Genomic DNA, 14023 nt, shown 5'->3' on the forward strand with positions numbered 1-14023 from the left:
TCACGCGCCGAACCGGTCGATGACTTCCCGCGCCAACGACCGATACGCTTGTGCCCCACCCGATTTCGGCGCCCACGTGGTGATGGGCTCACCGGCCACGCTGGTTTCCGGGAAGCGGACGGTGCGGGTGATGACGGTGTCGAACACCAGGTCACCGAAGCGTTCGAGCACCCGCGCCATCACCTCGCGCGCGTTGACGGTGCGCGGGTCGTAGCGGGTGATCAGGATGCCGCTGATCGACAACCTGGGGTTCAACCGGTCGTGCACCTTCTCGACGGTATCGGTCAGCAGGGCCAGGCCGCGCAGCGAGAAGTACTCGCACTCGGTGGGGATGATCACACCGTCGCTACAGGCCAGCCCGTTGACGGTCAGCAGTCCCAGCGACGGCTGGCAGTCGATCAGCACATAGTCGTAGCGGTCCAGCACCGGGTACAGCGCGCGGGACAGCGACTGCTCGCGGCCCACCTCGTTGACCAACTGGATCTCCGCTGCCGACAGATCGATGTTGCTGGGCACCAGGTCCAGGTTTTTCACCCGGGTGTTGAAAAGCACGTCGTCGATCGACACCCGCGGCTCGACCAGCAGGTTGTGCACGGTGTGAGCGAGTTCGTAGTGCGGCACCCCGAGGCCCGCCGACAAGGCGCCCTGCGGGTCGAGATCGACGAGCAAGACGCGACGGCCGTACTCGGCGAGGCTGGCGCCCAAGTTGATGGTCGACGTCGTCTTGCCCACGCCGCCCTTCTGATTGCACATCGCGATGACCTTGGCCGGACCGTGCGTGCTCTTGGGCGCAGGTTCAGGAATGGGCCGGGGTGGGCGCCCGGTCAAACTCGCAGGCTCCGCCGTCCCGGCGGGCGGACCGCCCTCGTCGGTCATGCGGAACCGTCGCTGGTCAGGCATCCGGACCCCATGGCGAACATCCGGGCAAGTTTAACGGTGCGCGCCTGCCTGGTCTGGCAGACCCGCGGGCAACTTCATCGAGTTGAGCCGTCCTATGGTGACGCCATGTCCTTGAAGCAACGCATACCCCTCCTGCGGTGGTCTTTCCTCCGAATGGCCCTCGGCGTCCGCAACATCTCCACCACGGGCCAGATCGGCGACGGACGCGAGGCCGCCGTCCTGGACTGGGTGGTGGCCAACGCCCGCCGGGGCGACATCGACGACGTCATCGCCAAGATCGACCAGTTCGCCTACGAGAAGTCCTTCCTGATCAATGTCGGCGACGAGAAGGGCGCCCTCCTCGACGCCGCGGTCCAGCGGGTCGATGCGCGGCAGGTGCTGGAACTGGGGACCTACTGCGGCTACGGCGCGCTGCGGATCGCCCGGGCCGCCCCGGCCGCGCGGGTCTACTCGGTGGAACTGGCCGAGGCGAACGCCGCCGTCGCTCGCGGCATCTGGGAGCACGCCGGCGTGGCCGATCGCATCACGTGTGTGGTCGGCACCCTCGGTGACGGCGGCAGCACCATCGACGCGCTGTCCACCGAGCATGGGTTCGCAGCAGGCACTCTCGACGTGCTGTTCCTCGACCACGACAAAAACGCCTACCTGTCAGACCTGCAGGGCATTCTCGACCGCGGTTGGCTGCACAAAGGTTCCATCGTGGTGGCCGACAACGTGCGGATCCCCGGCGCGCCGAAGTACCGCGAGTACATGCGGCAGCAGCAGGGCGTGCTCTTCGACACCGTCGAGCACAAGACCCACGCCGAGTACCAGACGTTGCTGGCGGACTTGGTGCTCGAATCCGAGTACCTCGGCTGACCGTTTCGCGGTGTGCGGTGCCGGGTAGCCGAGCGAGCGTGAGGCCGCGCACGCGCAAGGTGGACGTGCGAGCCTTCGACCCCGAATCCGGCCGCTGGGTCGGCTGCAACGGAGGCGGCAGCGTCGACCGTGACGAGCTGACGGTGTCGACCTACAACGTCTGGTTCGACAGCAAGTGCGCAGACCTGCGTTTCCGCCACATCGCCGAGTTGTTGTCACGCGACTCCCCGGACGTCATGGTGTTCCAGGAAGTCACCGCCGAGGCCTTGAAAGTGTTCCTCGCGCAACGGTGGATCCGCGACGACTACGCGTGCGCGGCGGTGGTCGACGACGAGGTCGGCAAGTACGGGATGCTGCTGTTGTCTCGGCTGCCGATTCGCCGCGTCGTCTACACCCGCCTCCCCACGAAGGCGGACCGGGGGCTGCTGCGCGCGGAGTTCATGATCAACGGCGGCACGACGGCCGTCTGCTCCGTGCACTTGGACAGCGGCAAGCGGTCGCGCTGGATCAGAGGCTGGCAGCTGCGGGCGGTGTTCCGTGCGCTGCGCGACGTCGAAAATGCGTTGATCATGGGCGATTTCAACATGCGCGACGACGAGAACGAGCGGATCGCAGAGCCGTACCGCGACGTCTGGCCGACGCTACGACCCGACGACGACGGCTTCACCGAGGACACGTCGATCAACCTCATGCGCTACGACATGAAGGACAAGCATCGACATGTCCGGTTCGACCGGGTGCTGCTCAAGGGCCGCGACTGGGTGCCAGAGGACATCGAACTGCTAGGCACCGAGCCGATTTCGAAGAAGCATCCGCGAATCTTTCCGTCGGACCACTTCGGATTGCGCTGCCGCATTCGACGCGGGAAGGCGGGCTCCGGCGTCACCGCGCGCGTGGATGCGCGCCGGCCCAGACCTCCCTCAGCGCGTGCACGGTGACCATCGTGTAGATCTGCGTCGTCGTCACCGATGCGTGGCCGAGTAGTTCCTGTACGACTCGCACGTCGGCGCCGCCGTCGAGCAGGTGGGTGGCGAACGAATGCCGAAGCACGTGCGGCGACACCGCCGCGGTGACGCCGGCCCGCTCTGCGGCGTCCTGCAGCACCTGCCACGCGCTCTGGCGCGACAATCGGCCGCCGCGCGCGTTGAGGAAGATCGCGGGCGTACCCCGGCCGCGGCGGGCCAGGTCGGGGCGACCCCGCACCAGGTAAGCGTCCAGCGCGGTGACGGCGGGTCTGCCGACGGGGACCAGTCGCTGTTTACCGCCCTTGCCGCGAAGCAACGCCGACCGCGCCTGGGTGTCGATGTCGTCGATGTCGAGTCCGACCGCCTCGGAAATTCGCGCTCCGGTCGAGTAGAGCAGTTCCAGCAGCGCCCTGTTGCGCAGCGTCAGCGGGCCGTCGGCCTCGCTGTCCCCGCCCGCCGCCTCCAGCAGCGCCAGGACCTCATCGAGAGTCAGGCTCTTGGGCAGTCGTCGGCTCGGGGTGGGCGGCTTGACCGCGCGAGCCACATCGAGGTCGACGAGTCCTTCCGACGCGGCGAAGCGGTGCAGTCCCCGTACGGCGATCAACGCGCGCGCCGCCGACACGGCCGACAGGGGCGCGCTGCCGACGTCCGAATCGCCTCTGCGCAGCGCCACCAGGAACTCGCTGACGTCGGATTCGGTCACCTTGGCCAGATCGTCGACGCCGCGCAAGGTCAGGTGCTCGGCGTAGCGACGCAGGTCGCGGCGGTACGACGACAGCGTGTTCGCTGCGACACCACGCTCGATGGTCAGATGGTCCAGATAGCCCTGGATCTGGTCGTCGAGCGCGGGGCGGAACGTCGTCACGGATGGCCCTTGCGACGTGCGAACGCCGTCGGCCGGTCGGTCCACCCTGCGTCGACAGCCCGTAGCGACTCGACGTCGTCGAGGACATGCGCGGCCAGAATTCCGCTCACTGCAATGGAATTGACGATCTCACCGGCGAACACCATTTGCACGGCCTCGGCAAGGGGTAGCCACCGCAGCTGCAGATCGGCTTCCTCGTCGTGTGCGTCCGGCCTGCCGACCTCACTGACCCCCGTGGCGAGGTACACCCGAACGCTCTCGTCGCTGAACCCGGGCGCCGAATCGAGGTCGACGAGCACACGCCACGTCGTGGCGCTCAGACCTGCCTCTTCTTCGAGTTCGCGTGCGGCGGTGACGTGCGGTGGCTCACCACCGGCGTCGAGAAGGCCAGCGGGCAGTTCCCACAGCCGCCTGCCGATGGGGTGGCGGTACTGGTAGACCATCACGATGTTGTTGTCGTCGTCCATCGCGAGCACGGCCACCGCGCCGTAGTGCTCGACGACTTCTCGGCGTGCCACGTTACCGTGGGGCATGCGCACCTCGTCGGCGCGCAGCGCGAAAATGTTTCCGGTGTACAGGATTTCGGAGGAGACGGTCTCGAAGTCGTGTTCAGCCACGGGCCGCGGGTTCTTGCAGCAGTTGCCCCACATCCTCCGAATGGTCGGCGCCATTGGACCGTTGTTCGGGGATGTCCATGCCCGGCAGCCGTTCTTCGGCCTTGTATGTCAGCGCCGCGCCGACGAACGCGACGAACAGCGGGTGTGGCCGCGTGGGCCTGCTCTTGAGTTCCGGATGCGCTTGAGTGCCGACGATGAACGGATGGACGTCTGGTGAGTACTCGACGAACTCGACCAGGTGTCCGTCGGGTGAGGTGCCCGAGAACTTCAGCCCGCTCTCAGCGATGCGGTCCCGGTAGAAGTTGTTGACCTCGTAGCGGTGGCGGTGCCGCTCAGAAACCTCCGTGGCGTCATAGGCCTGCGCCACAATCGAACCCGGCTCGAGGACGGCCGGATAGGCGCCCAGCCGCATGGTGCCGCCGAGGTCGGCCTCGCCGGCGACGGCATCGCGTTGGTCGGCCATTGTGGAGATGACGGGATCAGGCGTCGACGGGTCGAACTCGGCGGAGTTCGCCTCGCCGAGTCCGACGGAGCGGGCCGCCTCGATCACGATGCACTGCAGACCGAGACACAGTCCCAGTACCGGCAACCCGCGCTTGCGGGCATAGCGGATGGCGCCGATCTTGCCCTCGATCCCCCGGATGCCGAAGCCGCCGGGAATCAGCACGGCGTGCGCTTCGGCGAGCGCCGCGGCCGCGCTGGTCTCGGATTCACAGTCGTCGGAGGCCACCCACCGCATCTCGACCTTGGCGCGGTGCGCGAACCCGCCCGCGCGCAGGGCCTCGGCCACCGACAAGTAGGCGTCCGAGAGGTCGATGTACTTGCCCACCAGCGCGATCCGCACGCTCTCATGGGGTTCGTGCACCCGCTCGAGCAGATCGTTCCACTGGGTCCAGTCCACATCCCGGAACGGCAGGTTGAGTCGCCGCACCACATAGGCGTCGAGTTCCTCGCGGTGCAGCACCCTGGGGATGTCATAGATCGACGGGGCATCGGGCGTGGAGATCACGCCGTCGATGTCCACGTCGCACATCAGCGCGATCTTGTTCTTCAGTGATTCGGGCACGTCCCGGTCGCAGCGCAGGATCAGCGCGTCCGGGGTGATGCCGATGCTGCGCAACGCGGCCACCGAGTGCTGCGTGGGCTTGGTCTTGAGTTCGCCGGACGGCGCCATGAAGGGCACCAGCGAGCAGTGCAGGAAGAAGCAGTTCTCGCGGCCGACCTCGTGGCGCACCTGCCGCGCGGCCTCGAGGAAGGGCAGCGATTCGATGTCGCCGACCGTGCCACCGATCTCGGTGATCACGACGTCGGGCCGGTATCCGTCGGGGCCAGGTGCGGCCATCGCCAAGATCCGGTTCTTGATCTCGTCGGTGATGTGCGGAATCACCTGGACGGTGTCGCCGAGGTACTCGCCGCGCCGCTCCTTGGCGATCACGGTCGAATAGACCTGCCCGGTCGTCACATTCGCCGAGCCGGGCAGGTCGCGGTCGAGGAATCGCTCGTAGTGCCCGACGTCGAGGTCGGTCTCCGCACCGTCCTCGGTCACGAACACCTCGCCGTGCTGGAACGGGTTCATGGTGCCGGGGTCGACGTTGAGGTAGGGGTCGAGCTTCTGCATGGTCACCTGCAGACCCCGCGCGGTCAGCAACTGCCCCAGACTCGACGCGGTGAGCCCCTTGCCGAGCGAGGAAACCACACCGCCCGTGACGAAGAGGTGTTTGGTCGCGGTCTGTGGGTGCTTGCGTAGCGCTGGCAAGAGCAACCTCCGTGACGACGGGCAGGGATGCGCTGTGAGTAGCTGGGGCCTGCCGACCCACGGAATCTCACCCTAACACCGACACCGACAAGGCGTCGCTGACGCGCCGCGCACACGCGAGAAGGGGGACGGTCTCGTCGACTACTGCGGGACGGTCACCGACGCGGCACCCTGGCCGATGCCGTAGGACGCGGGTCGGCCGCCGTTGATCAGATCGCTCAAGGCCAGCACCGACGTGATCCGGCCGGACTCCGAATCGACGTCGTCCACGGTGCTGACGGCCGACGCCATCGCCGCGTCGGATCTGGTCACGGCGACGGCCGCGGTGCCCGACGCCGACCCGTCGCGACCGACGAGCACGGTGCCCGATCCGTGGGCCGACAGTCCAGCCGCGAACCGGGCGACAGTGGACCCGCGGTTACCCGCGTCGTCGCCCAGTCCCCCGCCCGTCACGATCAATGCGGTGTTGGCCGCGCCGATGCGTGCGTCCTCGTAGCTGACGAAGCCGGTATCGCGCAGCGCGGCCAGCACGGTGTCGCGTTGGACGTCGTCGACGGCGGGCACCTTCGGATCCCGGTTGATCAACAGCGCGATCCCCAGCAGGTCGCCGGCCTGTGAGCCTTGGTCCACCGCCGTCGTGCTCAGTTGCTTACCCGCGGGCACGATCGGCGAGTTGACCACCGACAGCAGTTTCTCGGCGGCGTTTGCGTCGACGAACTGCTGCGTCAACGTGATCGTCCCGGTGACCGCGCCGCCGGCTTGGCCGACGAACCGCGTCAGTGCATCGACGTCGTCGTCCGCGGCGTCCGGCGTGCGGAACACCACCACTGATCGGTCGACGAGGGTGTCACGCAGGATGCGGGGCGACATCTGGGCGTCGAATTCTCCCGCAGCACTGAGCTTTTCGTTGAGTGCGTTCTTGTCGTCAGTGAGGGTGTTGATCTGGTTCTGCAGTTCCTGCTTGTCTTCACGGAGTCCGGACAGCACCGTGTTCGACAGCAACCCCGAACCCAGGGCCACGCCGATGGCCAGCGCGAGAAAGACGGCGGCGAGCGAAATCGCATGAGTGCGTAGGGAGATCATGTCCGTCTCCTAGGTGACCCAGCTCTGGACCCACAGCGAGAACCGATTCCAGTAGTCGACGACCCAGTCGAGCAGGGCCGCATCGGCGCGCGACACCCACAGCGCCACGATCACCGCGACGAGCATCGCGAGCACCAACAGCGCGATCGCGCCGCCGGACACCCGACTGCGGTACAGGGTGGCCACGGCCTTGGCGTCGACCAACTTCTCGCCGACCTTGAGCCGGGTCAGGAACGTCGAGGGGTTGCTCTGTTGACGCGAGCGGTCGAAGAACTCCTCGATGCTGGCGGTGTGACCTGCGGTGACGATCAGCGACGCGCCGTGGTGGTCGCACAGCAGCAGGCTCAGGTCGGCGGCCGAACCGGCGGCGGGGAACGTCATTGCACCCACGCCGAGGTCCTGGATCCGTTCGAGGCCGGCCGCGTGCCCGTCCGCGTCGGCGGGCAGCACCACCTGTGCCCCGCACCGCAACGCGTCGGCGCTGATCCGGTCGGGATCACCGACGATGAGCTGGGGTCGGTAGCCCGCCTTGCGCAGCACGTCGGCGCCGGTGCCGACGCCGACGAGCACCGGTTGGTACTCCTTGATGAAGGGCTTGAGCGCCTTAAGGTCCGCCGCGGCATTGGGTTCCTCCGCGACGATGACCACGTGACGCCGGTTGAGGTCGACGGCGACATCGGGGATGCCGATGCCGTCGATCAGCAGCGGGCTCTCACTGCGGATGAATTCGATCGTGTTGCCCGCGAAGGCCTCCAGATGGGCGACCAGGCCACTCTTGGCCTCGTGCATCAACTCGTTGATCTCGTGTTCGGTGCGCTCAGCGCCCAGGGCCAGTCGCCGGTCACCGGAGTAGACGCCGCCGTCGTGCAGCCGGATCCGGGCGCCGTCCTTGACCTTCTTGAAGACCTCCGGGCCGGTGTCGTCGATCAGCGTCACTCCGTTGGCCACCAGCACCTCGGGCCCAAGATTCGGGTAACGCCCCGAGATCGACGGCGACGCGTTGACGACCGCCCCGACGCCGGCGTCGACGAGGGCGTCGGCGGTGATCCGATCCAGATCCAGCGCGTCGATGACGACGATGTCGCCCGGACTCACGCGCCGCAGAAGCCGCTCGATGTCGCGGTCGACTCGGGCCGTGCCGAGGACGCCTGGGCGTGAGCTGGCATTGCGAGAGAGAAGCGCTGACATCTTCATGCGCCGATTCTGTCGAGATCAGGGCGTTAGCGGTCGGAGGCGCGCCGTAACATTAGCCACAGAAGTATCTTTAGTCACAACTGCCACAGACCCTGATGACCGCGAAATTCGAGAGCAAAGCAAAGCATCGCGACCACAACCCCTAGGGTTCGGCGCGGTCCTTCTGAGCGGCCTCCAACAGCTCGCGTGCGTGAGCCCGGCCGCTGTCGGACTCCCCGAGGCCGGCAAGCATGCGGGCCAGCTCGGCGACCCGATCGTCGTCATCAAGGCGGCGCACACCGCTCGACTTGCTTCGTCCGCCGCCGCTGTCGACGACAAGGTGCACGTCGGCGTAGGCGGCCACCTGTGGGAGATGGGTCACGACGATGACCTGATGGGTGCTCGCGAGCCGAGCCAGCCGGCGACCGATCTGAACCGCGGCGCGTCCGCCGACGCCGGCGTCCACCTCATCGAAAACCATCGTCGTGCCTTCGACCGACGCGGCGAGCACCACCTCGAGCGCCAGCATCACGCGCGACAACTCGCCGCCGGACGCGCTCTTGTTCAGCGGAAGCACGTCGGTTCCGCGGTGTGCGGCGAAGCCGAACTCGACGGCGTCGACACCGTCGTGCCCGGCGTGCACCGTCGCGCCCGACGACACGGTGAGCGGCGCTGAGTCGTCGGCCCTGGCGGCCAGTGGCGCGACGGACACGGTGAACACCGCGTCGGCCATCGCCAGACCGGACAGTTCGGCGGTCACCGCCTTTGCCAGTCCCTTGGCAGATTTGGTGCGCACCTTCGTCAGTTCGGCTGCTGCCGCGACGACCTGATCCTGCAGTTTGACGACCTGGCGCTCGAGATCTGTCAGCGCCTCCTCCGACACATCGAGCTGCGCCAGTCGCTCGCGCGACTCCTGCGCCCACTGCAGCACTCCACCGATGTCGGCGGCGTACTTCCGCGTCAAGTTGCGCAATTCGCCCTGGCGCGCCAGCTTGGTCTCCAAGGTGCTCGCGTCGCTTGGCAATCCGCTGAGGTAGTCGCCCAGTTCGCTCGCCACATCGCCGATCACCGCCAGTGCGCCGGCAAGCTGTTCGGCCAGGGTCTTGAGTGCGGAGTCGTCGGTCGCTTCGAGGGCCGCCTTGGCATGCGCAACACCGTTGGCGGCCGACACGGCCTCCGGCGACGGATCGTCCTCTCCGGACAGCGACGTTCGCGCCGCTTCCGCCGCCTCACGGAGCGCGTCGAGCTCCGACAAGCGGCGAATATCGTCGACGAGTTTCTCGTCTTCGCCCGGTTGTGGTGCGACAGAGTCGATTTCGTTCAATCCGAACTTGAGCCGGTCGGCCTCTTGCGCCAGTTCACGCGCACGCTGCTTACGGTCGATGAGATCGCGGCGGGCGGCCAGCCACTCGTCACGCAGCTTGCGGTAGCGCTTGAGCGGCTGCTCGACGTCGGCGAAACGGTCCAGTGCCGCGCGCTGTTCCTCGGAGCGCATCAGCCGAAGCTGATCGTTCTGGCCGTGCAGCGTCAACAACTCGGTGGTGAAGGTGCTCAACGACTTGGCGGGCACACTGCGGCCGCCCAGATACGCCCGCGAGGGCCCGTCGCGGCTGACCGAACGTGCCGCTATCACGCTGCCGTCGTCGTCGCGATCGGCACCGGAGGAATCCAGGATGTCGTCGACGTGAGCGGCGACGTCTTCACCGAGATCCGTTGTGGTGAAACGACCTTCGACAACCGCGCGGTCGGCGCCCGAGCGCACCCGGGTGGCGTCGGCGCGGGCGCCGCCCAGCAGGTGCAGGCCGGTCACGACCATGGTCTTGCCGGTGCCGGTCTCGCCGGTGAGCACAGTGAGTCCGCGGTCGAATTCGGCGGTCGCTGTGCTGATGGCGCCCAGCGACTCGATGCGGATCTCGGATAGCACTACGGCCCGCGCCAGCCCGTGACCGGAAGTCGGAACTTGCGCACCAGCCGGTCGGTGAACGGCGCGCTGTCCAGCCGGACCCACTTGACCGGTGTGCCGCATCGGGTGACTTCCAGCCGTGCGCCCGCAGGCACCACCATCTCGCGACGGCCATCACAGAACACCAGCGCGTCATGTCCGCGGGCTTCGATTTCGATCGCGATGTTCGCGTTCGGGCTGGTCACCATCGGCCGCGCGAACAGCGCGTGCGCATTGTTGGGCACGACGAGAATGGCCTCGAGGTCCGGCCACAGGATCGGGCCGCCCGCGGAGAACGCCCACGCCGTCGACCCCGTCGGTGTCGCGACCAGCACGCCGTCGCACCCGAACGATGAGACCGGCCGGCCGTCGACCTCGAGCACCGCGCCCAGCACCCCGAGTCGCGGCCCCTTCTCCAGGCTGGCCTCGTTGAGCGCCCAGCCGCGGCTGGCGATGCGGCCCCCCACCCGGACGACGACGTCGAGCGTCATTCGGTCCTCGACACGGTAGTCGCGCTGGACGACGTGCTCGAGGACCGTGTCGATGTGGTCGGCCTCCGCCTCGGCGAGGAACCCGATACGGCCGAGGTTGACGCCAAGCACCGGGATCTGCACGTTGCGGGCCAGTTCGGCGGCACGCAGGAAGGTCCCGTCGCCACCGAGCACGAGCACCAGCTCACAGCCTTCGGCAGCTCGCTCGTCGGCGTCGACGACCTCGATGCCCACCCCGAGCGCGCGCACATCGTCCGGCGAGACCGGACCCCGGTCGACCGCCTCTGCGGACAACACCCGCAGGCCGATGCCGTTGTCGCCCAGCACTTTTTCGACTCGCTGGGCGACTTCGACGACATCATCGCGGCCGGTATGGACAACCAGCAGGATGGTGCGTTCCGGGCTCATTGCGGGCCCTCCGCCACGGCGGCCACTACCGCCCGTTCAAGCGCTTCGCCCTGCAGCGGATGGTCGGTGCGCGACCGCAGCCGCAGGAAGTACTCGACATTGCCCGAGGGCCCCGGCAGTGGGCTGGCGATGACCGCGACGGGCTGCCATTGCAGCTCGACGGCGCGGCGGGCGACCGCCAGCACCGCGTCCGCGCGCAACTGTGGGTCGGAGACGACTCCGCCCGCACCGACGCGATCCTTTCCGACCTCGAATTGCGGCTTCACCATGGGAACGATATCGGCGTCGGCTGACGCGCACGATGTCAGCGCGGGCAAGACTGTGGACAGCGAGATGAACGACAGGTCCGCGACCACCAAGTCGACGGGTCCGCCGATCGAGTCCGCGGTGAGCTCGCGGACGTTGGTGCGCTCCAAGACGGTGACGCGCGCATCGTTGCGCAGCGACCAGGCCAGCTGGCCGTAGCCGACGTCGACGGCGACGACCTCGTTGGCGCCGCGGTCGAGCAGCACCTCGGTGAAACCCCCGGTCGACGCCCCGGCATCAAGGCACCGACTGCCGTCGACCCGGAGACCGAACGCGTCAAGGGCGCCCATCAACTTGTGGGCGCCGCGGGAGACCCAGCTGCGCTCATCAGAACCCTCGACGGTGAGTGTCGCGCTCGTCGCGATCGCGGTGGCCGGCTTGGCGGCCGGCATCCCGTTGATACTCACCCGGCCTGCGCAGATCAGCTCTGCCGCCTGTTGGCGGGAGCGGGCCAATCCCCGGCGCACGAGTTCGGCGTCAACGCGTGCCCGCCGCGTCACGCGCGGTCATCCCTTCTCGACGGACTCGAGCGCCTGCACCAGCAGATCGTGGGCCTGTTCGAGCCGCGCCGCGATGACGTCGATGTCGGAGTCGGCGAGATTCGCCAGATCCGAGCCTTCCTGGGCCGGATCGGGCACGTCGGCCAGCAACTCCGCAATCTGGGCACGGATCTGTTCCGGATCGGTACTCATATCGGTGTTCACGCTAGCCGATTCGGCGGGCTCAGCAGGGACCAGCGTTGCAGCGCCTGTCGTGCCGCGTCGTCGCCCGCACTGAGGGTGAACGGTTGCCCGTCGAGCCCGGCATTCCACACTGCGCCGGCGGCCGCGCGCACCACGGACAGCGGATCTTCGGGGTCGCGTCCGGTGGCGTGCACCGTGACCTCTGTCGTGTCGATGTCGATGCGCCAGCCTGCATGCGGACCGATCCGTAGCTCGTCGGCGTCGGCGTGGAGGGAACGCAGATCGGCGGCGACATAGGTGGGCCGTTCTGATGCCACGGCGCGGACCATGTCCGCGGCGGTACTGACACCGGTGAGCACCAGCAGGCTCGGCAGGCCGGCCGCGTTGGCGCCTGCGATGTCGGTGTCGAGACGGTCACCGACGACCAGCGGTGTGCGGAAGCGCCCGCGCGCGAGGGCGTCGTTGAGCAACGTGGGTTGCGGCTTGCCAGCCACCTGCGGCTCGCGGTCGGTGGCCGTCTGTAGCGCTGCGACCATCGACCCGTTGCCGGGCAGCAGGCCGCGCTCCGAGGGCAACGTCCGGTCGACGTTGGCCGCCACCCACAGCGCGCCGGCGCGAATGGCCAATGCGGCCTCGGCCAGATCGGGCCAGCTGGTCTGGGGCGAGTGTCCCTGCACGACGGCGACCGGTCCGTCCGCGTACTGCCGGACCGGTTTCAGACCGACCCCGGCGACCTCGGCGGCGAGTGCATCGGTGCCGACGACGAGAACGATTGCGCCGGGGGGTAATTGGGACGCCAACAGGTTGGCTGCGCTCTGGGCGCTGGTCACCACGTCGTCGGGTTCGGCCGCGAAACCCAGTGTGTGCAGGTGCTGGGCGACCTCAGCGGGATCGCGGGAGGCGTTGTTGGTGACGTACAACGTGCGCGCACGCATGGAGGCAAGGGTCTCAACGGCCCCCGAGGTGGCCTCTTGCCCGCGAAAGACGGTGCCGTCGAGGTCGAGCAGCAGGCAATCGTGTTCCTGCGCAAGGGTGCTCATGTCAGGAGAGCTCCGTGATCCGTTCCTCGGCGTCCGTCACGCCCTCGGTGTCTGCGGCCGCGGTCTTGATGAACCACTCCAGTGCGTCCGCATTGCGGCCGAGCGCCAGGAGAGTATCGGCATAGACGTAGAACAGCCGCGCGGCGGTATGACCGGTGCGTTTCGGATCGAGTTGCGGGGTGGACAGGAGCGCGAGCGCTTGGTCGTACTGCCCGAGGTCGGAGCGGGCGCCGGCCACGACGATCCGCAGCTCGTCAGCGTCGTCGCCGGTGAGCTGCGCGGCTTCGGGGCTGCGGGCGAGCTCGATCGCACGCTCCGGACGTCCGACGCCTCGTTCGCAGTCGGCGATCAACGGCAGCAGCGGCGACTTGCTGCCCATCCGGCGGGCCGCGCGCAGCTCGGAAAGCGCCTGCGACCAGTCGCCGCAGTGGTAGGCGGCGATGCCGACGGCCTCACGGACCGCAGCGATCCGGCCGGATCGGGCCCGCGCCGCGCGGGCGTGCGCCAGGGCGGTCTGCGGGTCCTCGTCGAGGAGTTCGCCCGCGGCGACCAGGTGCCGCGCGACGACGTCGGCGGTGGCTCGATCCAATGTTGTGAGTTCGCCGCGAATTTCGGGCGAAAGCTGTTTGGCTTCGATGTTGTCAGGGATGCGAGGGCCGGCGTCCTGCGGCGTCTCGTCGGGCCTCGGTTGCGACCGGCGGGCCCGATTCGGCCCTGATGAGCGCGGCGGCGGGCGACGCGGACGGCGCCCGTCGTTGCCCCCTCGACTGTCCTGGACCACGTATGCCTTTCTACCCGATCACGCCCGAATTGAGAATTCGAACGAATACCGATAAATAGAATCACCCCCCACAAAATTGTGGGGGGTGATCCTAATGTGTGTTCGGCGGTGTCCTACTTTTCCACCCGGGTTGGGCAGTATCATTGGCGCTGGCA

The 14023-nt window shown here is 67.9% G+C and carries 14 protein-coding genes; 2 read left to right on the forward strand and 12 right to left on the reverse strand.

Annotated elements, in window-relative coordinates; translation table 11 throughout:
• A complete protein-coding gene (locus N4S67_RS27255) occupies positions 1–876 on the reverse strand; it encodes a ParA family protein (protein ID WP_260996195.1) in 876 nt (291 codons plus the stop codon).
• A gap of 129 nt (positions 877–1005) precedes the next feature.
• Here N4S67_RS27255 and N4S67_RS27260 point away from each other — a divergent pair, with 129 nt between their 5' ends.
• Entirely contained in the window at positions 1006–1758 is a 753-nt protein-coding gene (locus N4S67_RS27260; protein WP_260996162.1) for an O-methyltransferase, read from the forward strand.
• 38 nt (positions 1759–1796) lie between these two features.
• Positions 1797–2696: an endonuclease/exonuclease/phosphatase family protein gene (locus tag N4S67_RS27265; RefSeq protein ID WP_260996163.1), complete on the forward strand. Its 900-nt coding sequence runs from the start codon at positions 1797–1799 to the stop codon at positions 2694–2696.
• Here the strand turns inward: N4S67_RS27265 and xerD are convergent.
• From xerD to N4S67_RS27320, 11 genes are all read right to left on the reverse strand, one after another.
• Positions 2641–3588, reverse strand: a complete 948-nt coding sequence (gene xerD / locus N4S67_RS27270; protein ID WP_260996164.1) for a site-specific tyrosine recombinase XerD — start codon at positions 3586–3588, stop codon at positions 2641–2643. The genes N4S67_RS27265 and xerD overlap by 56 nt on opposite strands.
• On the reverse strand, positions 3585–4205 hold the full coding sequence (locus N4S67_RS27275) for an NUDIX domain-containing protein (protein WP_260996165.1): 621 nt from the start codon (positions 4203–4205) through the stop codon (positions 3585–3587). The genes xerD and N4S67_RS27275 overlap by 4 nt, the downstream gene beginning before the upstream one ends.
• Positions 4198–5961, reverse strand: coding sequence for a CTP synthase (locus tag N4S67_RS27280; protein WP_260996166.1), 1764 nt, complete (start codon positions 5959–5961; stop codon positions 4198–4200). The genes N4S67_RS27275 and N4S67_RS27280 overlap by 8 nt, the downstream gene beginning before the upstream one ends.
• Positions 5962–6102: 141 nt before the next feature.
• Positions 6103–7044, reverse strand: a complete 942-nt coding sequence (locus tag N4S67_RS27285; RefSeq protein ID WP_260996167.1) for a copper transporter — start codon at positions 7042–7044, stop codon at positions 6103–6105.
• Between the two features lie 9 nt (positions 7045–7053).
• The gene (gene steA, locus N4S67_RS27290; RefSeq protein WP_260996168.1) at positions 7054–8238 is read right to left on the reverse strand and encodes a putative cytokinetic ring protein SteA; all 1185 of its coding nucleotides are present in this window, start codon (positions 8236–8238) and stop codon (positions 7054–7056) included.
• 142 nt (positions 8239–8380) lie between these two features.
• Positions 8381–10141: a DNA repair protein RecN gene (gene recN / locus N4S67_RS27295; protein WP_260996169.1), complete on the reverse strand. Its 1761-nt coding sequence runs from the start codon at positions 10139–10141 to the stop codon at positions 8381–8383.
• Entirely contained in the window at positions 10141–11058 is a 918-nt protein-coding gene (locus N4S67_RS27300; RefSeq protein ID WP_260996170.1) for an NAD kinase, read from the reverse strand. Before N4S67_RS27300 ends, recN begins: the two co-directional genes overlap by 1 nt.
• Positions 11055–11864 (reverse strand): TlyA family RNA methyltransferase, encoded by an 810-nt coding sequence (locus N4S67_RS27305; RefSeq protein ID WP_260996171.1) that lies wholly within the window; start codon positions 11862–11864, stop codon positions 11055–11057. Before N4S67_RS27305 ends, N4S67_RS27300 begins: the two co-directional genes overlap by 4 nt.
• Positions 11865–11870: 6 nt before the next feature.
• Positions 11871–12056: a hypothetical protein gene (locus N4S67_RS27310; protein ID WP_260996172.1), complete on the reverse strand. Its 186-nt coding sequence runs from the start codon at positions 12054–12056 to the stop codon at positions 11871–11873.
• Between the two features lie 8 nt (positions 12057–12064).
• A complete protein-coding gene (locus N4S67_RS27315; protein ID WP_260996173.1) occupies positions 12065–13087 on the reverse strand; it encodes an HAD-IIA family hydrolase in 1023 nt (340 codons plus the stop codon).
• 1 nt (position 13088) lies between these two features.
• Positions 13089–13868, reverse strand: a complete 780-nt coding sequence (locus tag N4S67_RS27320) for a tetratricopeptide repeat protein (protein WP_260996174.1) — start codon at positions 13866–13868, stop codon at positions 13089–13091.
• Positions 13869–14023: the final 155 nt, after the last annotated feature.

Origin of the sequence: Mycobacterium deserti, from assembly GCF_025345615.1 — a bacterium.
GTDB classification, from domain to species: Bacteria; Actinomycetota; Actinomycetes; order Mycobacteriales; family Mycobacteriaceae; genus Mycobacterium; species Mycobacterium deserti.

Excerpts from the sequence above, each read along its gene's own strand:
- N4S67_RS27285 (WP_260996167.1), bottom strand. The coding sequence starts at position 7,044 with ATGATCTCCCTACGCACTCATGCGATTTCGCTCGCCGCCGTCTTTCTC.
- N4S67_RS27260 (WP_260996162.1), top strand. The coding sequence starts at position 1,006 with ATGTCCTTGAAGCAACGCATACCCCTCCTGCGGTGGTCTTTCCTCCGA.
- N4S67_RS27315 (WP_260996173.1), bottom strand. The coding sequence starts at position 13,087 with ATGAGCACCCTTGCGCAGGAACACGATTGCCTGCTGCTCGACCTCGAC.
- N4S67_RS27255 (WP_260996195.1), bottom strand. The coding sequence starts at position 876 with ATGACCGACGAGGGCGGTCCGCCCGCCGGGACGGCGGAGCCTGCGAGT.
- steA (WP_260996168.1), bottom strand. The coding sequence starts at position 8,238 with ATGAAGATGTCAGCGCTTCTCTCTCGCAATGCCAGCTCACGCCCAGGC.
- N4S67_RS27310 (WP_260996172.1), bottom strand. The coding sequence starts at position 12,056 with ATGAGTACCGATCCGGAACAGATCCGTGCCCAGATTGCGGAGTTGCTG.
- N4S67_RS27300 (WP_260996170.1), bottom strand. The coding sequence starts at position 11,058 with ATGAGCCCGGAACGCACCATCCTGCTGGTTGTCCATACCGGCCGCGAT.